Source organism: Pelosinus propionicus DSM 13327, from assembly GCF_900114615.1.
GTDB classification, from domain to species: domain Bacteria; phylum Bacillota; class Negativicutes; order DSM-13327; family DSM-13327; genus Pelosinus; species Pelosinus propionicus.
Genome location: NZ_FOTS01000036.1, coordinates 15,385 through 36,604 on the forward strand (window position 1 = coordinate 15,385; position 21,220 = coordinate 36,604).

At 37.1% G+C, this 21,220-nt stretch carries 20 protein-coding genes; 1 reads left to right on the plus strand and 19 read right to left on the minus strand.

Annotation, left to right across the window (positions count from 1 at the left end):
* Positions 1 to 41 precede the first annotated feature (41 nt).
* From BMZ99_RS17350 to rfbD, 8 genes are all read right to left on the minus strand, one after another.
* Complete coding sequence (locus BMZ99_RS17350) at positions 42 to 1,418, minus strand: sugar transferase (RefSeq protein WP_090940134.1); 1,377 nt, start codon at positions 1,416 to 1,418, stop codon at positions 42 to 44.
* A 70-nt stretch (positions 1,419 to 1,488) separates the two neighbouring features.
* Positions 1,489 to 2,853 carry a GumC family protein gene (locus tag BMZ99_RS17355; protein WP_090940136.1) on the minus strand — a complete coding sequence of 455 codons (1,365 nt, stop codon included), beginning with the start codon at positions 2,851 to 2,853 and terminating at the stop codon, positions 1,489 to 1,491.
* 93 nt (positions 2,854 to 2,946) lie between these two features.
* Complete coding sequence (locus BMZ99_RS17360) at positions 2,947 to 3,564, minus strand: polysaccharide biosynthesis/export family protein (protein ID WP_245755030.1); 618 nt, start codon at positions 3,562 to 3,564, stop codon at positions 2,947 to 2,949.
* Positions 3,565 to 3,987: 423 nt separating this feature from the next.
* Positions 3,988 to 5,178, minus strand: coding sequence for a hypothetical protein (locus BMZ99_RS17365; RefSeq protein ID WP_090940139.1), 1,191 nt, complete (start codon positions 5,176 to 5,178; stop codon positions 3,988 to 3,990).
* Positions 5,179 to 5,338: 160 nt separating this feature from the next.
* Complete coding sequence (gene rfbC / locus BMZ99_RS17370) at positions 5,339 to 5,872, minus strand: dTDP-4-dehydrorhamnose 3,5-epimerase (protein ID WP_090940141.1); 534 nt, start codon at positions 5,870 to 5,872, stop codon at positions 5,339 to 5,341.
* Positions 5,869 to 6,756 (minus strand): glucose-1-phosphate thymidylyltransferase RfbA, encoded by an 888-nt coding sequence (rfbA, locus tag BMZ99_RS17375; protein ID WP_090940144.1) that lies wholly within the window; start codon positions 6,754 to 6,756, stop codon positions 5,869 to 5,871. The genes rfbC and rfbA overlap by 4 nt, the downstream gene beginning before the upstream one ends.
* A complete protein-coding gene (gene rfbB / locus BMZ99_RS17380) occupies positions 6,756 to 7,820 on the minus strand; it encodes a dTDP-glucose 4,6-dehydratase (RefSeq protein WP_090940148.1) in 1,065 nt (354 codons plus the stop codon). The genes rfbA and rfbB overlap by 1 nt, the downstream gene beginning before the upstream one ends.
* 42 nt (positions 7,821 to 7,862) lie before the next feature.
* The gene (rfbD, locus tag BMZ99_RS17385; protein ID WP_322787903.1) at positions 7,863 to 8,795 is read right to left on the minus strand and encodes a dTDP-4-dehydrorhamnose reductase; all 933 of its coding nucleotides are present in this window, start codon (positions 8,793 to 8,795) and stop codon (positions 7,863 to 7,865) included.
* Positions 8,796 to 8,797: 2 nt separating this feature from the next.
* Between rfbD and BMZ99_RS17390 the strand changes: the two genes are divergently transcribed.
* A complete protein-coding gene (locus BMZ99_RS17390; protein WP_090940153.1) occupies positions 8,798 to 9,673 on the plus strand; it encodes a polysaccharide deacetylase family protein in 876 nt (291 codons plus the stop codon).
* Between the two features lie 65 nt (positions 9,674 to 9,738).
* Here BMZ99_RS17390 and BMZ99_RS17395 read toward each other — a convergent pair whose 3' ends face one another.
* From BMZ99_RS17395 to BMZ99_RS17445, 11 genes are all read right to left on the minus strand, one after another.
* Positions 9,739 to 10,839: a polysialyltransferase family glycosyltransferase gene (locus BMZ99_RS17395; RefSeq protein WP_090940156.1), complete on the minus strand. Its 1,101-nt coding sequence runs from the start codon at positions 10,837 to 10,839 to the stop codon at positions 9,739 to 9,741.
* Positions 10,832 to 11,827 carry a glycosyltransferase family 9 protein gene (locus BMZ99_RS17400; protein ID WP_090940159.1) on the minus strand — a complete coding sequence of 332 codons (996 nt, stop codon included), beginning with the start codon at positions 11,825 to 11,827 and terminating at the stop codon, positions 10,832 to 10,834. The genes BMZ99_RS17395 and BMZ99_RS17400 overlap by 8 nt, the downstream gene beginning before the upstream one ends.
* A 228-nt stretch (positions 11,828 to 12,055) precedes the next feature.
* Positions 12,056 to 13,162: a glycosyltransferase family 4 protein gene (locus BMZ99_RS17405; RefSeq protein WP_090940162.1), complete on the minus strand. Its 1,107-nt coding sequence runs from the start codon at positions 13,160 to 13,162 to the stop codon at positions 12,056 to 12,058.
* A 698-nt stretch (positions 13,163 to 13,860) separates the two neighbouring features.
* Positions 13,861 to 14,487: a class I SAM-dependent methyltransferase gene (locus tag BMZ99_RS17410; protein WP_090940165.1), complete on the minus strand. Its 627-nt coding sequence runs from the start codon at positions 14,485 to 14,487 to the stop codon at positions 13,861 to 13,863.
* 44 nt (positions 14,488 to 14,531) lie between these two features.
* Positions 14,532 to 15,473: a UDP-glucuronic acid decarboxylase family protein gene (locus BMZ99_RS17415; protein ID WP_090940168.1), complete on the minus strand. Its 942-nt coding sequence runs from the start codon at positions 15,471 to 15,473 to the stop codon at positions 14,532 to 14,534.
* Positions 15,463 to 16,803 carry a UDP-glucose dehydrogenase family protein gene (locus tag BMZ99_RS17420; protein ID WP_090940171.1) on the minus strand — a complete coding sequence of 447 codons (1,341 nt, stop codon included), beginning with the start codon at positions 16,801 to 16,803 and terminating at the stop codon, positions 15,463 to 15,465. The genes BMZ99_RS17415 and BMZ99_RS17420 overlap by 11 nt, the downstream gene beginning before the upstream one ends.
* A gap of 13 nt (positions 16,804 to 16,816) precedes the next feature.
* Positions 16,817 to 17,662, minus strand: a complete 846-nt coding sequence (locus BMZ99_RS17425; RefSeq protein ID WP_217645112.1) for a hypothetical protein — start codon at positions 17,660 to 17,662, stop codon at positions 16,817 to 16,819.
* Positions 17,663 to 17,740: 78 nt separating this feature from the next.
* Positions 17,741 to 18,646 carry a glycosyltransferase family 2 protein gene (locus BMZ99_RS17430; RefSeq protein ID WP_175490601.1) on the minus strand — a complete coding sequence of 302 codons (906 nt, stop codon included), beginning with the start codon at positions 18,644 to 18,646 and terminating at the stop codon, positions 17,741 to 17,743.
* 13 nt (positions 18,647 to 18,659) lie between these two features.
* On the minus strand, positions 18,660 to 19,637 hold the full coding sequence (locus BMZ99_RS17435) for a glycosyltransferase family 9 protein (protein ID WP_090940180.1): 978 nt from the start codon (positions 19,635 to 19,637) through the stop codon (positions 18,660 to 18,662).
* On the minus strand, positions 19,634 to 20,698 hold the full coding sequence (locus BMZ99_RS17440) for a glycosyltransferase family 9 protein (protein ID WP_090940182.1): 1,065 nt from the start codon (positions 20,696 to 20,698) through the stop codon (positions 19,634 to 19,636). Before BMZ99_RS17440 ends, BMZ99_RS17435 begins: the two co-directional genes overlap by 4 nt.
* Positions 20,674 to 21,204 carry a D-glycero-alpha-D-manno-heptose-1,7-bisphosphate 7-phosphatase gene (locus BMZ99_RS17445; RefSeq protein WP_090940185.1) on the minus strand — a complete coding sequence of 177 codons (531 nt, stop codon included), beginning with the start codon at positions 21,202 to 21,204 and terminating at the stop codon, positions 20,674 to 20,676. Before BMZ99_RS17445 ends, BMZ99_RS17440 begins: the two co-directional genes overlap by 25 nt.
* Between the last annotated feature and the right edge of the window lie 16 nt (positions 21,205 to 21,220).

Sequence of the window (21,220 nt, forward strand, 5' to 3'; positions counted from 1 at the left end):
GCTTTCTCTGAATCAATTTGATCTGAACGACAATTTTAATATCATCCTACACGATCAATTTCAAATTTTGACAAATCAAAGTTTTGTGAATTAACAATAACCCCTTCAGTACTACTCTTGGTTACTAAAACTCTTGTAGTTTGCAGCATAATAACTAAATCTGTGATTACATTGCATTTTTGTATATAAAGCAAATCATAAATCAGCTTATTATATGGCGTAGTATTATACTTTCCATACACTTGTGCCATCCCTGTAATACCTGGTTTTACGTTATGACGATATACATATTCAGGTATTTTTTCTTTAAACTGCTTAACAAAATATGGACGTTCTGGACGAGGTCCTACAATACTCATATCTCCCAGTATTACGTTAAATAACTGTGGCAGCTCATCCAAACGAGTAGCGCGCAAAAATTTCCCCACCTTCGTAATACGAGGATCATTTTCACCAGCTAATACAGGTCCTGTAGCTTTCTCGGCGTCAAGAAGCATACTACGGAATTTGTATATTTTAAATTCCCGTTCATCACGACCTACACGTACTTGACTATAGAAAATAGGACCAGGGCTATCCAGTTTTACAGCCAAGGCCACGAAGATAAAAATTGGCCAAAAAAGCAACAGAGTTGTTCCTGAAACCAAGATATCAAGAGTACGTTTCAAGGATCGTTGCTCTAAAGCAGGCTTTAAATAGGATGGACGCAATACAGGAATATCATCAATTTTGTCTAATTCTACACCACTGCAAAATATCTCATATACTGCTGGGATCAAGAATACTTGTTTACCATTGATATTGCAAAAATGTACAATTTCTTCTTTATCCTTAAGACTTAAATCAGCACATACTATCATTAAATCAATGTCTTCATTCACTTTTTTCCACGATTCATTCTCGCAATCTGTACAAACGTAGCGTACATTGTAATACAACTGAGGTTGAGCCTGCAAACGAGCTATAACACGAAAACAGTCGATTTGACTTCCTATGAGTAGCGCATTTTTGGGTGAAAGTAAAGTTTGTTCAGTTTGCCAAAAGATATACTTCCAGGCAGCCAACATCATAAACTGTAGTACCATCGTAAGAATCAATACACTACGCGGATAGCTAAATTCTCGCAAGAAAAAACTAGCTGCCATCATAATTATAAATAAGTTAAATAATGCGACTGCCAAACTTAATAAAAGTTCACTATATCTTTTTCTCACTAAAGAAAAAAGCCCATTAATGTTAAATAAAATACCTGCTGTAACAACCATAATTGGTGCCATGTTGTAATATATCGAGAAACTAGGTTGAGACATTCTATCATTAAAGACTATAATTACAGCAAAATACGTCGCTAATAGCAATAATCCTATATCACCAACCAGCAATATCAATTTTCTTAACATGGGAAATCTTCTTTGCATATATTCACCGCCTCATGTTCATATTTTCATTGAACATAATTCAAATATTATTATTCTTATGTATGTATGATTACATGATCATTCCATTTCTTTTAGATTCACGATTATACAACACCATCACATACATAAAGCTCAACATTACTCCCAGTACTCCGCCAATTGCAGTAATCAGTAATTTCCTAGGTCCAGATGGACGCTTTGGCAAATCTGCTTCATCTACGATTTGGATATCCATACTTTCCATAGCTTCTTGAATACGGGTTTGCTCATAGTTTTTCACCAGCACTCCATATACTTCTTGAGTAATTCGCACTTGGCGCTCCAATCCTATATAGGTAATACTACCTGCAGATAATTTGCTGATTTCTTTTTCATTTTCAGCTTGCAATCTTTTCGCCGTATCAAAAGCAGCCTGTCCCACTAATAATTCTGTTTCGGTCTCTACCTTTTCTTTCAACAACCCACCATGAATCGGATTCAGGGTATTAGCTCCTGATTGAATAGAATTTTTTACTTCTTGGCTGAGTTTAGCATTGAGTTCATTAAGTTCGCTTTGCAGTAATACTACATTAGGATGCTTATCAGTATAACGTTGCTGCATTTCTATAAGTGACATTTGTTTTTGAATAATGTTACTTCGAATTTCCTGAATGCCTGGATTATCAGCAATATTATAGCGAGAAATTGCTACATTTTGTTTATTTAATTGCGCATTAACACCTTGTAATTTCGCTTGATTAGTGTCATTTTGTACTTGTAATTCAGCAATTTTTTTATCAAATTCCACAACCTTCTGAATAATTGCTTTTGCCTGCTCATCAGGTATGTAAATTTTTTCCTGTTGACGGAATTTCTCCAAATTTTGTTCTGCTTGCTCCATATCTTTTTTTGTTTCTATAATACGAGTATTTAAAAATTGAATCATTAATGATTGTTCTGACTGATTCAGTTTGGTTAATAAACGTTGAAAATTTATAACTACATCCTTTGAAATTGCTTGTGCCTCTTCTGGAGTACGCCCAATTGCTGTCACTTCAATTAAATCCGTATTTTTAGTATTTTGTATTTTAAGACTGCTCTTCGCAAAGCCTTCTGCATCCATTTTTACTTTCTTCTCATCAGGTAAATCCAACCCGGCAATAATAGGCTCAAGAACACTACGGCTTTTCATCAATTCGATATAAGCTTGGGTTGGAGTAGATATACTGCCTGCCCCTAACATAGCCAATGCAGATGCTGCTTGTATCGATATGCCGCCATTTTGTTTTGGACTTTTCGCTCGCAAGAGCGTAGCTGATTCATACGATTTTGGCAGCATAAAGGCTATTGACATAGCCAATAATGTGCAGCTAACTACAATAGTTATCAATTTTTTCTTATACTTTATAACAATTTCTTTTATTGCTTTCAAGTCAATAGTATCCTGACCGTCCACTAGAACAACTCCTTTTATTATGTATGATATAGGCCTTCAACAGCGACAGCACATTCTGTCGTCATTTGGCCCCCTCTGTAGAATGGAATTTTATTAGTCAGTTATATTTTTCAATAAATATGTCCCTGTAAAAATCGGCATGATATCCTCTGTAAAAACAATTTTGTTAGATTTAGGTATATAGACCATATCCCCATCTTGTAATCGAACATTCTGGGCTGCATCTTGTTGTTTTACAAATTTATCAAAATTCACTTCCTGCATTTGCACCTTTCCATCTACCATACGTACTACAGCAATATGCTTAGGGCGACCACGTTTCGTAATACCACCAGCACTCGATATGGCTGCAAAAACATTCATGTATTCAGAACCTAACGAATATATCCCCTGTTTTGCTACTTCTCCCATCACATACACTTGACGGGGTCCATATTGTTTAATCATAACTGCCATACTAGGAATCTTAATATATTCCCCTAGTTTTTCTCGTAATAGTTCTGTTGCTTCGGGAATTGTAAGTCCAGCGAGCTTTACAGTTCCAGCATAAGGTAAATTGGCATAACCATCTGGCCCCAACATAATATCACTAAAACCAGCACTATTTTCTGGCATACCAATGACTACTACATTGATTACATCATATTTACTTAAACGATATTTTTCCATAACATTACTACGACCTATTTCTAATGGAACTGCATTTGTCAAATTGGAAGCAGATATAGGGACAAATGTACTAAGACAAACCAATAATACACAGCTTATTATTTTCCTTAAACACACTAGCGACTTCACTCCATTTCTGTAGATAATATTAAATGAAACACCCAAAACTACATGTTAACGATTACATTATTTGATTTTAGATCAAATTCATAATTATTTAATTTCTACAAGTGCAGCAATAATCCTGTAAATATTATCTTTTTTTGTAATATTAACTCAGATAATTTTGATCTTCTTAAATTTAATTGTGCATATAAACTTGCAATTATTTGAATTTCCTTTGACTATTTATTATAACGCCACAGCTAAATAATGTAAACAAATACATAATATTCATATGCATTTTTTTACATTTAAACGACAAAAATCGCAGCAATCATGCTGCGACTTTTGTCTTTAATTTATCTATTTTTTATAAAACTGATAGGTCACTTTCTGACTCAGCTGCGCTGGCCCTTGGCGATCACGCTCCCATGTTTTGATTCCTTCTGAGAACTTATGCGGGCTGACGAGTGCTTCTGTTTGCAGGTACCATGGTTCTTCTTTCATAACCACAATCAGATCATTGCCGCCAGTTTCGCCCCAAGAGGAAATACGATGTTCATAGTAATTGCGAGCCTGTCCGTTCTGCCAGTAGGTACGCAGGCGTTCAGCTTTGACTTCACCTACTAAGACGGCGTTTTCTGGTACTTTTCTCTCTATACCGCCAATTCTACCTGAAACCAATGGTATTTGCATTGCAAATCCTTCAGGAGTACGATCGTAGTCAAAGGCTACTTTCCCCATGGCTTTCGTTGTATGATTCATCGGGAAACTCACCATGACACCTGTGTAAGCAGGCTGATGCTGTAATTTTTCATAGAGTAACCCTACTGTATATCGGGTGCCAGTGGTCCCCAAATAGACGTTATAACCATTTTCCTTGCGTCCTAAAGGTTCTGGCCTTACTGCTAGTCCCCCTACATGGGTTTCAAAGTGCAATTTTCCGAAGTTCTGGCGATAGAAGACATAATCTTCTAAGATCTTGGAGCCACCCTCTCTGCCAAAATCCCAGTTGATCCCGCTTACATGCAATCCTAGACCTGTTTTGTGTGCATAATCCAATGTCAAAAGCTCTCCGCTATAACCAGTTTTTGCTCCACCGGTTAAATCACTAATCCCTGGCACTTGATCAAATACCGCAATGGAATCAGGATAAGGAAAATGCAGATATCTCATGTTACCAATGCGCAAACTGGCACTTAAGGTACCATTCTGACTTTCATGAAATCCGTAGCCCTCCAGATAGTTCTCATCAAAATGAGGATGAAAGCCACGCAGAGTATCTTGTTCACGATTGGAACGAACCACGGTGTGCCAACGCAAACCTGGAGCTAAATCCATATCTCCTCTGAGCTGCAAATTACGGGTATGAAAGGTATCAGTCCAAAAAAAGACCCCCACGCTAGCATCCCAAGTGCCTTTGCCTTGGCCTAGATAGGGAAAGTACCAGCCTGAGTCTTGTCGTGGGGTTTCTGAGTTTTCAGCATAGATGTTTGTAGAAGGTATGATGAATAAAACCAATAGAGCGATGATCATTTTAATGCTAAAATTCATTTTCTTATTTCCTCCCTATTATTTAGAGGGGGACACATCCCGCCCTGTGAGCACCCCCTCTCTAGAGAGGAGTTGTAAAGACAATTAGCCAACTCCATATATTTTTTTATTGATTATCCTCAAACATTTAACAATTACATATTATTCCATCAAAAACATATTACGTTATTATATCGCGCAGCCGTACATTTTCTTTGTCTTTTGCCGATAAAATAGGCGCTACCATCGGCCACTGAATTCCAATATCAGGATCATTCCACATAATACCCATCTCTGCCTGGGGATTATATCTATCAGTACATTTATATGCAAATAACGCCGCTTCGCTTAATACGCAAAAGCCGTGAGCAAAACCTTCCGGGACGTAAAACTGCTTTTTATTTTCACTAGAAAGAATAACCCCTTCCCATTGACCAAAGGTTGGTGAGCCTGCTCGAATATCTACTGCGACATCAAATACTTCCCCTTGGAGAACGTAGACCAATTTCCCCTGAGGATTTGGATTTTGAAAATGCAATCCGCGCAGTACGCCTTTTGTTGAAAAGGATAAATTATCTTGCACAAAATGAAAAGGCAAGCCTGCCTTTTCGTACTTTTCTTTATTCCAGGTTTCCATAAAAAAACCACGATTATCGCCAAATACTTTTGGCTCAATAATCACTGCACCTTGCAATTTCGTCTCAATGATATTCATAGTTTTACACCGCCTTGCAGGAGATTTAATAAATATTGACCATATCCGTTCTTTTTAAGAGGATCTGCTAATTGAAATAGTTGTTCGTTATTAATGAGCCCCATACGATAAGCGATCTCTTCCGGACACGCAATCATGAGTCCTTGGCGCTGTTGTATGGTTTCAATATAGTTGGCAGCTTGTAATAAGGACTCATGAGTTCCTGTATCCAGCCAGGCAAAACCACGCCCTAAGGTCTCTACCCGCAATTTGTTTTGTTCTAAATAGAAACGGTTGACATCTGTAATTTCCAATTCACCACGCACTGAAGGCGTTAAATCTTTAGCGATATTTATAACATGATTATCATAAAAATAGAGTCCTGTAACAGCATAATTGGATTTTGGTTTGTCAGGCTTTTCTTCAATGCTTACTGCTTGCTTACGATCATCAAAAGCGACTACACCATAACGTTCAGGATCTTTCACCCAATAGGCAAAAACAGTAGCTCCTTCTTTTTGGCTGGCAGCACGGCGTAAGCTATCCGTCAGGCTATGTCCATAAAAAATATTATCACCTAATACTAATGCGCAACTGTCTTTACCAATAAAATCTCGTCCAATGATAAAGGCTTGGGCAAGTCCATCAGGACTAGGCTGCACTGCATAATTCAAATTGATCCCCCATTGACTGCCATCATTCAACATTGCTTGAAAAAAGGGCTGATCCTGGGGAGTCGTAATAATCAAAATATCTTTGACACCAGCCAACAGCAGTGTACACAAGGGATAATAAATCATTGGCTTATCATAAATCGGCATCAATTGTTTGCTGACTACGGTAGTCAATGGATATAACCTGGTACCAGAGCCACCTGCTAAAATAATTCCTTTTGTAATTGCCATTATTTCTCCTCCGCTATAAGACCGAGTCGTTCCCCCTGATAGCTGCCATCACAAACATGTTGGCACCACTCTGCATTGTGTAAATACCATTGTATCGTTTTCTCTATACCGCTCTCAAAGGTTTCTGACGGTACCCATTCCAGCTCATTTTGGATTTTGGATGCATCAATGGCATAACGTCGATCATGCCCAGGGCGATCCTTCACATAGGTAATCTGCCCGCGATATGATTTTCCCATATCCCTTGGTCTTGCTTTATCTAGTAAATCACAAATCTTATAGACAATTTCCAAATTCGATTTTTCATTATGCCCGCCAACATTATAGGTTTCACCAATTTTTCCCTTTTCCAATACTGATAAGATGGCACTACAATGATCTTCTACATACAGCCAGTCCCGAACATTCTTCCCATCTCCATAGATAGGCAATGATTTACCAGCTAATGCATTTAATATCATTAATGGAATTAATTTTTCAGGAAATTGATAGGGTCCATAATTATTGGAGCAATTTGTCGTTACTACGGGAAGTCCATAGGTATGATGATATGCTCTTACCAAATGGTCAGAAGATGCTTTGGAAGCGGAATAGGGGGAATTCGGAGCATAGGGTGTTTCTTCTGTGAAATATCCAGTCTCCCCTAAAGAGCCGAATACTTCATCCGTTGATACATGAAGAAAACGGAACTTAGTTTTGCCTGCTTCTGCCCGCTTCAGCCAGTATTTCTTTACGGATTCTAACAAAGAAAATGTACCAACAATATTGGTTTGAATAAACGCAGCAGGGCCTTCGATGGAACGATCCACATGGGATTCGGCTGCAAAATTCACAACCGCATCTGGAGAATACTCTGCCAGCAACTGATCTACTAATAAGCCATCACCAATGTCGCCTTGAACAAAGCTATAACTAGGATTGTCCACAATTGCCTGTAACGATTCTAAGTTTCCAGCATAAGTAAGGCTATCCAAATTGATCACTTTTTTCCCTTGGGCGATTGCCATATGTACAAAGTTACTACCAATAAAGCCTGCGCCGCCTGTAACGAGTATCGTATTCATAATTTTATCATCCTCTCCCTCATAGCTGCTTATTCTTTTGATTTAAAGTTGCTGGCACTCATGTTCCAAGTAATCCTTTAACGCTTCCTGCCACGGCCTCATCGTATTAAGTCCACGAAGTTTTAGCATTCTGTTTTCCATTACGGAATTCATAGGGCGTTTTGCCTTTACTGGATATTCGGCGGTAGTTAAGGATTTTATGATGGTCTTGCATTTGGCAGCAGTCATAATTTCCTTTGCAAACTCATACCAGCTGCAGCTTCCTTCATTAGAAGCATGATAAACGCCATAAAATGTAGTACACATAGCTTTCTCAATCGCCCAGCATAAGTCTTTGGTATAGGTAGGCGTGCCGTATTGGTCCCCCACTACGGATATTTCACTTTTTTCTCTAGACAAGCGCAGCATCGTACGAACAAAATTATTTCCATCACCATATAACCAGGATGTACGCAAAATGAAATATTTTCCACCAACTTGCTCAATTAGTTTTTCACCCAAAGATTTACTCCGGCCATATATCGAAAGAGGGTTGTGCAGATCAAATTCTTCATATGGTTTATCCTTCGTTCCATCAAAAACATAGTCTGTACTAATATGCACCAGCTTACTATCGTGCTTTTTGCAACTTGTCGCTAGGTTTTCAGCTCCTATTGCATTTACTTGAAACGCATTATCACAATCTTCTTCGGCCTTTTCTACATTGGTATATGCTGCTGCATTGATTACAACGTCTGGTTTTACTTTGGCAATAGCAGTATCAACAGCGTCACTATTCGTGATATTCAGCGTATCTGTACCATGCAAAAACAGTTCATATTTATCCTGGAATTGGCGCTTAATTTCCCTGCCAAGCTGGCCATTCGCACCCACTACAAAGATTTTCATACTATAAATTCTCCTTATGTTTTTACATACTCTTAAAATAGTGATAGAATAAATTATTCTATTCATACAACAGAAAGGATTTTTCATTCATGGTGATCTTACTTATTATAATACTATTATTTTTAATCTATCAACATATAAATAAGCAAATCCCTATTTTAATGTACCATCGAATTGCTGATATACCAAATGATCGCAATACAGTATCACCCATTATGTTTGAGCAGCAGCTGCAATATTTAAAGAAATATGGGTATACTACGATTTCTTTACAAGACCTGTATCATCATTTTACCCTGAAGTCTCCTCTTCCGTCAAAACCAGTTCTCCTCACTTTCGATGATGGCTATGAAGACAATTTGATTAACGCTTTACCATTATTAAAGAAATATGGTATGACCGCTACGGTCTGCATCATTAGTAATTGGATTGGGCAAGAAAATAATTGGGAAGATTACAAGAATAAACCAAGCTGCCGAACAATGGATTTGGCACAACTCCAGGAGTGGTTAAAGCAAGGAATGTTGATTTGTGCCCACACTGTCAGCCATCCCTTTTTATCTAGGTTGAATAATGAAGAAATCCTCCATGAGCTAGCAAGCTGCAAGAGTACCCTAGAAGAGCAACTACATATCCCTATCGAATTTTTATGTTATCCTTATGGTGATTTTGACGATAGAGTAAAAAGTCTAGCTAAGCAGGCAGGATATAAAGCAGCCTTGGGTATTTTCAAAGGCACAAACTTTTGGAGAAATGATTTATTTTCTTTAAAGCGAGTCGTTATCTCATCACGACAGCCCTTATGGGAGTTTTCCTTAAAGGTTTCTTCACTGCATATGCTATTTATTGGAATGAGAATTCTAGAATACCGAATAAAGCAATGCCGTGATTTGTCCCTTACCACCTTACTACAATGTATTTTCTCAAAGCAGGGTAACAAAAAAGATATAAATAAAAGCAATTAAGTGTAAAGTAAGCCCCGCCTTGAAAGGCAGGGCTTACTGGTTTTCTTTGCGACTACCTGTCCCGCTTAGCTTGAAAACTCCCTAATTAAAGAAATAACTTCATTAATATTCTTCGGGAACTTTACCCCAGCCCCTTGCTTAACTTCTACATAGGCGGGGTACAACGGTTTTTGGTAAAAATTCACTAGACTGACACTTGTTAGCTTTCTATCAGTAAACTTATCTGGAAGCATTAGTGCCGTCGACTGATAACTGATAACCGCTCGCAAGTTTTCTTCACCGTAAAATAATAATTCAACTGGCTCTACCGATTCGAAGAATTCTATTTGTGGCAGTTCCTTTTGATAAAATTTAATCTTATTTGCGTTATCATTCGGATGCGGTTTATAAAAAATATCCGTATTCTCGTCCAAATTTTCAACAATGCTTTTAAGTCTGCCGAATTCCTCTGCAAGTGTAAACTTCCCCTGCTCTACTAAAGGTTGACTCAAATATAAAATACTGTTTTTCTTCATAACTTTAAAAAATAGATCACGCCGCTTAAGATCCAACATCGCTGCCCGAATGATTTCTTGCGTAATTTCATAGGCTTGTGGCGAATATCTTTTGAGAAGCTCTGGTTTATACATGTAATCGCTAATACCAGCTTTACTGTCACTGGCAGTAGATGTATTGATATATGGACCATTCTTTATTCCTGCCAACCATTCCATTGCATGTATTTTTAGTTTATGAAATAACATGTGCGATATAGGGCGACGACGGATTTCATTATAATAAGAATATAATCCATCTTCATATCTATAGAATTCTCGCTTGCCAAATGTACCAATGAGCAATTGGTTTTGTACGTCAATATCGCTTCCCAAGAAAACATTCTCAATATTTAGTTTTCCAATGGTGTCTTTTACTTCCTTTGCCTGCTCCCGATAAGACTGTTCTTTATTCTTTCGTGTCATCCAATTTATAAGAGGAAATACTGCTTTATACCCGCAGTCTTCTGATGATATATAATTCAGGACTTTACTATCTTGCCATTTCTCATAGCCATGTGGATGAATCAACGCAAGGTAATTCTCATCATCGCAAAATTTCCCTTTCGTCAAAATAAACGCTGTTAATAGATGAAATGGTGTATTTACAATAAATAGATTTTTCTTAGCTATCTGTTGTTTTCCTCTCTTCTACCAATGCTTTGACAGCATCCAACATCGCATCTACAGATAACTCCCCACCTGATATTAAGCGATGTGGATAGAATTCCTTAGGTGCCCAAGAAGTCAAATGCTCTTCTGTATATACATAGAAAAGCGCTAGCAAAGGTATACCTAGTGCACAGATCAAATGCATAGTTCCTGTATCTACACTTATAGCAACCTTACAGCGTTTTAACACCTCTGCAAGTTGCGCAATCGTTGTCTGATTTGTCAAATTGATGAACTCTGTACAATTTTGATTATGCAAATCTTCCACATAATCTACAGCAGCTTGACCGACACCAACATAAAGAACTTTTTTTCCTTGTTGATTGAGCGCGGCAATCAGTTTAGTACAAGCAGCAACTGGCATATCTTTTTCTTTACGCTTTGTTGTCGTACAAACGGCGACAAGCTCATCATCACGCTTAATATTGTATTTCTGCCATAGGATATCTACCTCAGCGGCAGCTTCTCGCGGCGGCAGATAGAGCATGGCAATTGACTGTGGTGTTTTACCTGTATATAATTCAAGCAGAGCATTATGCTTATCTTGAGCATGTGTTCTGCCTTTATAATCAATTGCCCCATTATCCAAAAATAGACGAATTAAGCCTGTATTGTCGCTATAGATTTTCTTTGCACCAAACAGTTTCGACAATACAATACCGCGCTCATTGCCATAGATGACAAAAGCAACATCAATTTTATTTTTATACTGTACTTTATATGTGTTATAAAAATGACAAAAACCAACTAATCCTTGATGTTCGCCGTTTTTGTCATAACAAAGGACTTCATCGACACCATTCATATATCTTGCCACTTCTGCAAACGGCTTATTGACCATGAAAAGCACCTTCGAATTTGGATATTCTAGTTTAATATTTCGACACAAAGAACCTGTTAGCAGCGTGTCACCCAAAAAAGAAGTATTTATTATTAAAAAAGTTTTCATATCACTTTACCTTTCTTTAAAACTTCGCTGCAACTTGTTCTAATATGGTGCATGCACCAGCCAAGACCTTGAAGACAATCGTCGTTTTTTTATAAGCATTAGGCATAATTTTTAATTTCATTACGCGTCCTGACTACATAGTCACACTGCCTCATGAAACAATATACTCAGGCTTGCTGAGTATAAACAAAATAGAGTAATGCCTTTCCATACTCAAAAGAATATGGTTTATTCTTTATAATTTTTTACAATTAAATCGTACAATTCGATAATTCTTTTAATCGTTTGTTGATGAGAGAAATTCTCTACGACTTTTTGACGGCTATTTAAGGATAATTCTTTTCTGAGACTCTTGTTGCTATATAATATGCATAATGCTTTATAAAAATTCTCAATATTATTCTTTTCTACTAGAAAACCTGTTACCCCTTCATCGATTACTTCTTTGAGACCACCAACGGCATAAGTTACCACAGGTTTTTCTATTGCCATTGCTTCAGCTACTGCTAATCCAAAGGTTTCAAATTTCGATGGAAGTGCCATCACATCAATCGCACTTAAGGCTACAGGTATGTCAGTATGATGTCCGGCAAAAATAATACGATCATATATACCATATTTCCAAGCTTTATATTTTAAAAAGGGTAAGTATTTCCCCTTCCCGATAATGACCAATTTCCAATCTTGTATTTCCTTATACTTTGCCAATATATGTAGTAGATCCAGATGACCTTTCATATTGGGCCGGGCTATTCTTGAAACGATACCTAATAGGAAATCACTCTTAGTTACGCCCCATTCCTCTCGTAGTCGGGCTCCTTTTGTCAAGTTCTCAGGCGTTGACGAATAGGTAGTGGTGTCGATTCCATTGTATATCGTAATAAGCTTCTGTGGGTCGAGATATCCTTCCGTAAGAAAGCGATTCTTCAAATAGTCACTCACACAGATAATATACTGTGCCTGTGCGATGTTGGATTGCTGCTCTTTAAAGCTTAACCATCCATGGGCAGTATACACCCAGGGTATATTGGCTCGCATACATGCTAAAGCGGCAACTTGCCCAGCAGCTCCCGAGTTAGCATGTACCAATTGTATGTTGTGCCGATGAATGATTTTTTCTAGCATCATAGAAGCGAGACCCTTGTGCAATCGTATGGGTACCTTATAATGCATAATTCCTAAATTATGTAATTCATCCGCTAATAAGCCTCCCCAAGAAGCCACATATATCGCATACCCCATTGCCTTTAGTTGTTTGGCTAATTGAAAAACATAGGATTCCGCACCACCAATATTTAGCCGCGGGACAACTAATAATAGATTAGTAACTTGCAATTGATCCCCCCCCTTGTTGCGAGTAAGAATGATTACATATCATTGTAAAAGCTACCCAAAAACTCATCACGACGGCAGGAAGAAAACTCGCTTGAGACGATTTTCAATGAACTGGGTGTAGATGCTGATTCACAGGATTTGAGCATTGACAGCAAAGCTACAAAGCGCACCAACACAGCACCGGTGCAAAAAATACCGAAAACAGCGATACAAACCAACACATTGGAGTGAGCTAGAGCGGCAAGAATACAAAATCCATGGGAATGTGATTGGTGGCAATACAAAGAGCAGCATTTAATTAAATGCTTTTTTCAAAAACTCAAGCAATTTAGTCGGATTGCGACGCTACGAGAAGCTGGCGAACCGTTTCTTAGCTTTTGTTCATATTGACTGCATTTGTATTCTATTGAAATAACATACAGCTTTTTAGACTTTTTCAACACGCCCTGGTATTAAATAACACAGAAAATTAGTACGTTCTGTGAATCATCTTCTGATCCACTACATCAATACCAGCTGCCACTGGTATTGATGTACTCTGGCGACCGGAGTCTGACAAAGGGAAGCAGATTAATAACTAAATCAAACTTGCGATTACAGATATCAGCAATGAGTCTAATGTAAGTCGCCGATTTATTGCGATAGCCTTCTTACCAATAAACTCAAATTTTATCACATCATTAACCTTACATCCTGACTCAAGCAAATTTGCTTTGTCGGCGACTAGCGACCACACAATATTGATTTGTTAATAAGTCAGGCCATAATTTATATTGAATACGCTTAGATAAAGTTCTAAGCTTTGACAAGCAAGTCAGCTCAACAATCTCATATTTCCTAAACGCATCAATAATACTTTGCTTCGTAAAGAATCTTAAATGCGTTCTATCTAATATACCTTCATTTGCATATTCCCATTTTCCATGTAACAGTAAATTAGTAATAATTTTATATTGGCGAATATTAGGAATGCTACCAATAAACGATCCGGTATCAGATAAATTGTCATAAAGTCTATCAATAACCGCCCAAGGATCTATCAAATGTTCCAAGACATCGTTAGCTATTATTAAATCGAACTTACCTAGATGAGAAAAATTATACCCATCAATGGATGTTACAATTACTTCATCTAATTTTGTTTTTGCTTGTTCTGCAGCAGAAGGAAAGATCTCGAACCCAACAACATAGCAGCCATATATCTCTTTTAATGTAGCTGAGAAGTTCCCAGCACCACATCCTAGTTCAAGTACTCGTTTAGGTCTATTTGTTATGAATTGGAGAATTTCATTTCTATGGTTTTCATAGTACGATAAATCTATCATCTTATCCCCCTGTTTTTGTAGAAATTTATTACAAACAATCAGATCTAATCTACTATCTTACGAAAATATTCAATAGCATGTTTTAAACCATCTTCTAATTGTACCACAGGTTCCCATCCCAAGTTAGCTTTTGCCAAATGGATATTAGGTCTTCGCAACTTAGGATCATCTTGTGGTAAAGGTTTAAAAACCAACTTTGATTTTGACCCTGTTAGCCTTAAGACGACCTTAGCTAATTCCAAAACAGTAAATTCATTAGGATTTCCTAAATTTACTGGACCATTGAATCCTTTTTCAGTATTCATCATCAGCATCATGCCTTTAATTAGATCCTCAACATAGCAAAATGATCTAGTTTGATTACCATCTCCATAGATAGTGATATCTTGTCCTTTGATGGCCTGTACAATAAAGTTACTGACAACACGACCATCATTAATATTCATATGAGGACCATATGTATTAAAAATACGAATCACCTTAATGTCTAAGCCAAATTGTCGATGGTAATCAAAAAACAGTGTTTCTGCGCCACGCTTCCCTTCATCATAGCAACTACGAATACCAATCGGATTTACATTTCCCCAATATTCTTCACTTTGAGGATGGATTTTGGGATCTCCATAAACTTCAGAGGTGGAGGCTTGTAAAACTTTTGCACCCATACGACAAGCCAAATCAAGTACATTAATAACCCCCAATATATTGGTTTTCATCGTCTTAACCGAATCATACTGGTAATGTACAGGACTAGCAGGACAAGCTAAGTTATATATTTCATCAACTTCAAAAGAAAATGGAATCGTAATATCATGTGTAATAAATTCAAATTTAGGATTTGACATTAAATCAGCTACATTCTCTTTAGAACCAGTAAAACAATTATCAAGACAAATTACAGCATGTGCTTGTTCAAGTAGTTTTTTACATAAATGTGAGCCAATAAATCCTGCTCCACCAGTAACTAAAATTCTTTTATTTAACAAAACAATTTCTCCCTATACAATAATATTCAAAACCATTTTCTTTCATTATATTAGGTTTATACTGATTTCTACCATCAAAGATAATTGGACTCTTCATATGACATTTAAGCTCATTTAAGTCAGGTTGCCGGAATTGTCGCCACTCAGTAATCACAATTAGCGCATCAACATTTTGGATAGCTTTCTTACTATCATCTACATATTGGATATGCTGCTCACAATCTGCAAATACTTTCTTTGCCTGTTCTATTGCCTCTGGATCATAAGCAGTAACAGTTGCCCCCCTAAACAATAATTCTCGAATAATCACAATAGAAGGGGCTTCACGCATATCATCAGTCTGTGGCTTAAAAGCAAGACCCCATACACCAAATTTTTTCCCTGTTAAATCTTCACCAAAACGTTTTAAAAGCATTTCAACTAAATAATATTTTTGATTTTCATTTACTTTTTCAACAGCAGCTATAATATCCATAGAAACGCCATTTTCAGATCCTGTATTGATTATTGCTTTTACATCTTTAGGAAAACACGAGCCACCATATCCAGCACCAGCATACAAAAACGGCATGCCAATACGCCTATCAGTCCCAATTCCTAATCTTACATGTGCAATATCTCCACCCACTTGATCACACAGCCGAGCCATTTCGTTCATAAAACTAATTCTGGTTGCTAACATTGCATTTGCGGCATACTTTGTAAGTTCAGCAGAGGTTATATCCATAATTAGTATTGGATTTTGATTGCGCACAAAGGGTTCGTATAACTGTTTCATTAATTCAGCAGTACGAATATTGTCAGTACCAATCACAATACGATCAGGATGCATGAAATCCTCAATGGCTGCACCTTCTTTTAAAAATTCAGGATTTGAAACAATATCAAATTCTAAATCTTCTCTTTTGCGTGCTTTTAATTGTTCTTTTATAATATTACGAATTTGACTTGCTGTTCCAACTGGAACTGTAGATTTATTAACAATAATTAAATATTTGTCCATGTTAATACTAATTTTATTTGCTACAGCTTGAATTGCAGATATATCAGCTACACCATCTATCCCTGTAGGCGTTCCTACTGCAATAAAACAAAATAACGCATCTTTGATACCATCTTTGATAGCAGAAGTAAATTCCAGTCTGCCTTCTTGCATATTTTTTGTTACTAATTCTTGCAAACCAGGTTCATAAATAGGAATTTTCCCTTGTTTTAGTTTTTTAATCTTTTGCGCATCAATATCAACGCACCATACTTTATTTCCCATATCAGCAAAGCATGTCCCTGTTATTAAGCCAACATAGCCTGTTCCAATTACACATATATTCATATTATCACCTTTTTTAAGAATTATTGTCCATTTTATTTACTTCCGAATTTAAGACTTCTTCCCATTCTATTGCTGGTGACAAATATCGATTTTCCATATGAAGAGCTATCGTAGGGATGGGGACCCACAATTTATAAGCTTTACCAAATAAAATATGTTTCCAGCACCGCCGCCAAGCCTGGCGATAATACCTATATACCCACCGTTCCGAAGTTCCAGCTTTCACTACAATCGATGGATCAAACATTCTGAGCTTAGTAATGCTTAGCCACAGAGCTGCATCAGAATTACCATGACTATATGTTTGAAAAACACTTGCAGTTTCACCTAATATTTTCTTCGTCGTAAGAAAAGTAAGACAAGTGCTAGAGGCTGTCATCCAATGTCTATCAGCAAAGGTTGTTATTTCTCGCTTATGATTATGCAAACCACCTGTGTAATAATCTAAATGGTCATATGGTGTAATAAAATCAATTTTTTCATTGGTTTTAATAAAATTAACCATGTTCTCCATTTGATTCGAAAAATACAAGTAATCATCCTCAGCAAAATACACATATTCAGCATCAGTTTGCTGTAGTAAGATTTCTATTTGCATACCAAAGGTCGCTAAATTACCTACACCAGGCAGATTAATTAGTTCCAAACATTCTGAATCAAAATATTTCTTAAATAATTCTTCATATTCAGCTGGACAATTATCTAATAGTACCCACATTTTAGTATGTAGTGAGCCTAATGATTCTTTAAACGATTTTAAACATAACTCTGCTAACTTATATTTATTATCACTAAAGACAGGTGGAACTTTTGAAACTTTTGGGTAAATTCTATATACAACAGCCAAATCATATTTCAATGACAATACTCTCACCTATTTTCTAAAAATATAATATATTACTAGTTACGATAACCTTGCTTATAACAGAAATTGTACTTACAACTTCCCCTCTTTTCGCCTAAGAAAATCAGACAAACCTTTCATATATGCTTTTCCCAACATTTTTTTAGTATCATCTTTATACAAAATTCCGCGCAAAAAATATTTTATAGAAAATAGCACTGTTCTAGCAATAAAATAAGGATAATAATATACTTTATAACGCAATGCGCCATACCTTTGCATAAAATATAAATTATTACGAATAGAATAATAAAACTGAATGTATGAAGTTTTGCTCACTGAAGAAGATGTTTTATGCCAAACGACTCCTCCAGGTATAACAATTAGTGGTATTCCAGCTTGATGTAATTTATAACAATAATCAACATCTTCAAAATATAAAAAAAAGTGCTCATCCATTCGATATTGTTCAAATAATTTAGTTGAAGCAAACATGCTACATCCAGAAATCCATTCAGTATTGCAGGGTTTCTTTACAAAGTTATTATCTTTTAAGTGAATATGCGTATGATACGCCTTACCTTTCCACCAATTTATATCACCGCCATCATACCAAATATCAGACTCTGTACCATATTTATATACTTTACCTCCAAGCAAAGCCAATTTATATTGGCTGGCACTTTCAACTAATTCCTTTAAACTTTCAGGATGTGCAACTGTATCATTATTAAGTAACCAAATATACGTAGCCCCATTCTTTATTGCGATATCAATACCAATATTATTCCCACCAGCAAATCCTAAATTTTCCATGCTATTGATAAGTATCACATCTTTTAGCTTCTTTAATTCAAAAGCACTGTTATCAGAGGAGGCATTGTCAACAACAATAATTTTAAATGATCTATATGTCATTTGTTTTAAAGATTCAATGCATTCAACAGTATCTTGCCAACTATTATAATTTACTAAAATAATATACACCATCTCATTCATAAAAAACCCACTTTCACAAATGTAATACCTGAGATACTGCTGTACATACCTCAGCCGGAGTGATTTGACGCACGCAAAGTTTATCATCCTGGCACTCCCGTCCAGTACTATAACAAGGTGAGCATGGTAGAGATTTGGTAATTACTCTACAGTTTCTTTGCGGCGCCCATTGAATAGGAGCAGTAGGCCCATAAATGGCCACTTGAGGCGTATCTGTGGTAGCAGCAAAATGCAACACCGATGTACATCCACAAACAATCAGCTTTGCTAAAGAAATTAAGTATGTAGTTTCCCTTATATTCAGTAATCCGACCATATTGACGCTACCCGATAATTTTTCAGCACGTTCACGATTTTCCTTACCTCCAACAATTACAACTACAAATTCCTTTAACACAAGAAAGTCAATTAATTGCTGATAATATTCCTCTGGCCAATCTTTTAAATAGGACAATGAATAGGGCGCTAACACAATAATAGACTTTTCAATTAGATCAATCTTATTTTCTACTAACAACTGCTTGATATGTTGCTTTTCATTCTCGCGGCATGGCGCCATAATAAGCTGAGTCTTCTTGGTATCAATTCCTGCATACCTTGCAACAGTCAGCGTGTTTTCTGCCTCATAAATACTAGCATTAGGTGTTCCCAAAACTCGATCAGTTAAAAACGTTTGCTTCTTAGAACTTCTTCCAATTCGCCGTGGAATACACGCTAGCCAAGCAAACAAACTAGATCGATAATGAAAATCCAAAACCAACGCCAAATCAGCTCGCCAGATTTTCTTTATGATAGGAAAAATGCTGTCCCCCTTCTCATAAAGTAACAGCTCATCTACAAAGGGATGTCCATCTAGAATTTCTTTAGCCCCAGAAGATGCCATCATAATGGTACGACTATAAGGATATGTTTCCTTAATAGCTCGTAATGTTGGAGTGGCCAATAAAGTATCTCCTAAGCTAGCTCTATCAGCTACAAATATCTTTTTCACACTAAAGCCACTCCTTTAATCGTCTCCATTACTCTATCTACACTAATATGATTCATACACGCATGGTCTGGGCATGCGTCTGCCACTATCGCACAAGGGCAACATGGCTCATCGGATGAAATTGCTACTGCCCTCTCACTGATAGGATGCCACCGTTTTGGTGATGTACAGCCATAAATGACCACCATAGGGACACCTACTGTTGCAGCTATATGAGCTGCTCCCGTATCTACGGTAATAAACAAATCTGATCGTTTTAGTACCGCCGCTACTTCAGGTAAGTTGGTTTCTCCACAGAAATTTGCTACTGGTATTTTTATCAGGTCAATAACTTGATCTGCATAGTTTCTATCCTCAGGAGCTCCGATGATGAAAAATACCGCCTCATATTGAATGGAAAGTTCATCTATTAGTTGGGCAAAACGTTCTTTGGGCCAGTCTTTTAAGGGGAAGGTGCCTTTGACACAAAGAGCGATGCGATAAAGGGATTGCTTCGTTTCACTCGCAATGACAGGGAGGGATTGAAGAAGTTTTTCTGCTTTTTGTTCATGCTCAGGCATAATGCGGGACATCATTGGAACAGCAGAGCCTGATGTTTTCGTAAAGCCACGTATAATTTCCTGATAAGTTTGTCCCTGAAGAGTATTGACCAAGTCATGCTTGATTGGGATAACATGAGTATATAAATTAGTCACCCAACTAGGTTTATCATCAAATACTTTTTCAGGCCCCACTCTCACCGGAATTCCAGCAAACAAAGCCAAGAGAGCTGGACGCAGTTTGCGGTCAAAAGAAACACAACAATCAAATTTTCTTTTACGTAGTTCACCAATCATAGCTAGCATACTTTTGACAGAACGATTTTTCCCTTTATAATCATAAATGATAACCTCATCAATCACTGGATTATTAATGACAATTTGAGCTACCGCTGGACGAACCATCATTGTAATCTTAGCCTGAGGATAGATTTGCCGTAACAAAGCTACTGCGCTGGTAGATAAAAGAACATCTCCAAGATTGACCATAGAGTGAACTAAAATATTTTTATATTGATCCATGGCACAACCCTCTCCTTAATAAATTCATATAGATTGCCACTTTCAAAAAGAAATCCTCGCATACCAGCACTTTCAGCAGCTTCCATATCGGAAGATCGATCACCAATAACAAAAGAATTCTCAATATCCACAGACCACACCTGACATGCCCTTCGAATCATACCTGGTGCAGGTTTACGACATGTACAGGCTTTCTGATACTTTGGCACTGTACCATCTAGATGATGGGGGCAATAATAGAAGGCATCAATATGAGCGCCCTTTTTATGTAACTCGTTATTCATAAATTCGTGGAACAGCATAACATCATCTTCTGTATAATAGCCACGAGCAATACCACTTTGATTAGTAATCACGAATACTTGATAGTTATTTTCGTTAAAGAAACGAATGGTTTGGACAGCTCCCGCCATCCACTCAAGGTCCTGTTTACGAAAAGTATAACCATGATCAACGTTTAGCACTCCATCTCGATCAAAGAATACCGCTGGCTTTTTATCTATCATAGACAAACTCCTATCT

What these genes read in the sequence shown, in the direction of transcription:
- rfbA (WP_090940144.1), bottom strand. Translation starts at nt 6,756, where the DNA reads ATGGCAATTACAAAAGGAATTATTTTAGCAGGTGGCTCTGGTACCAGG.
- rfbB (WP_090940148.1), bottom strand. Translation starts at nt 7,820, where the DNA reads ATGAATACGATACTCGTTACAGGCGGCGCAGGCTTTATTGGTAGTAAC.
- BMZ99_RS17400 (WP_090940159.1), bottom strand. Translation starts at nt 11,827, where the DNA reads ATGAAAACTTTTTTAATAATAAATACTTCTTTTTTGGGTGACACGCTG.
- BMZ99_RS17430 (WP_175490601.1), bottom strand. Translation starts at nt 18,646, where the DNA reads ATGAATGAGATGGTGTATATTATTTTAGTAAATTATAATAGTTGGCAA.
- BMZ99_RS17350 (WP_090940134.1), bottom strand. Translation starts at nt 1,418, where the DNA reads ATGCAAAGAAGATTTCCCATGTTAAGAAAATTGATATTGCTGGTTGGT.
- BMZ99_RS17410 (WP_090940165.1), bottom strand. Translation starts at nt 14,487, where the DNA reads ATGATAGATTTATCGTACTATGAAAACCATAGAAATGAAATTCTCCAA.
- BMZ99_RS17365 (WP_090940139.1), bottom strand. Translation starts at nt 5,178, where the DNA reads ATGAATTTTAGCATTAAAATGATCATCGCTCTATTGGTTTTATTCATC.
- rfbC (WP_090940141.1), bottom strand. Translation starts at nt 5,872, where the DNA reads ATGAATATCATTGAGACGAAATTGCAAGGTGCAGTGATTATTGAGCCA.
- BMZ99_RS17440 (WP_090940182.1), bottom strand. Translation starts at nt 20,698, where the DNA reads ATGGATCAATATAAAAATATTTTAGTTCACTCTATGGTCAATCTTGGA.
- BMZ99_RS17390 (WP_090940153.1), top strand. Translation starts at nt 8,798, where the DNA reads ATGGTGATCTTACTTATTATAATACTATTATTTTTAATCTATCAACAT.
- BMZ99_RS17445 (WP_090940185.1), bottom strand. Translation starts at nt 21,204, where the DNA reads ATGATAGATAAAAAGCCAGCGGTATTCTTTGATCGAGATGGAGTGCTA.
- BMZ99_RS17420 (WP_090940171.1), bottom strand. Translation starts at nt 16,803, where the DNA reads ATGAATATATGTGTAATTGGAACAGGCTATGTTGGCTTAATAACAGGG.
- rfbD (WP_322787903.1), bottom strand. Translation starts at nt 8,795, where the DNA reads ATGAAAAATCCTTTCTGTTGTATGAATAGAATAATTTATTCTATCACT.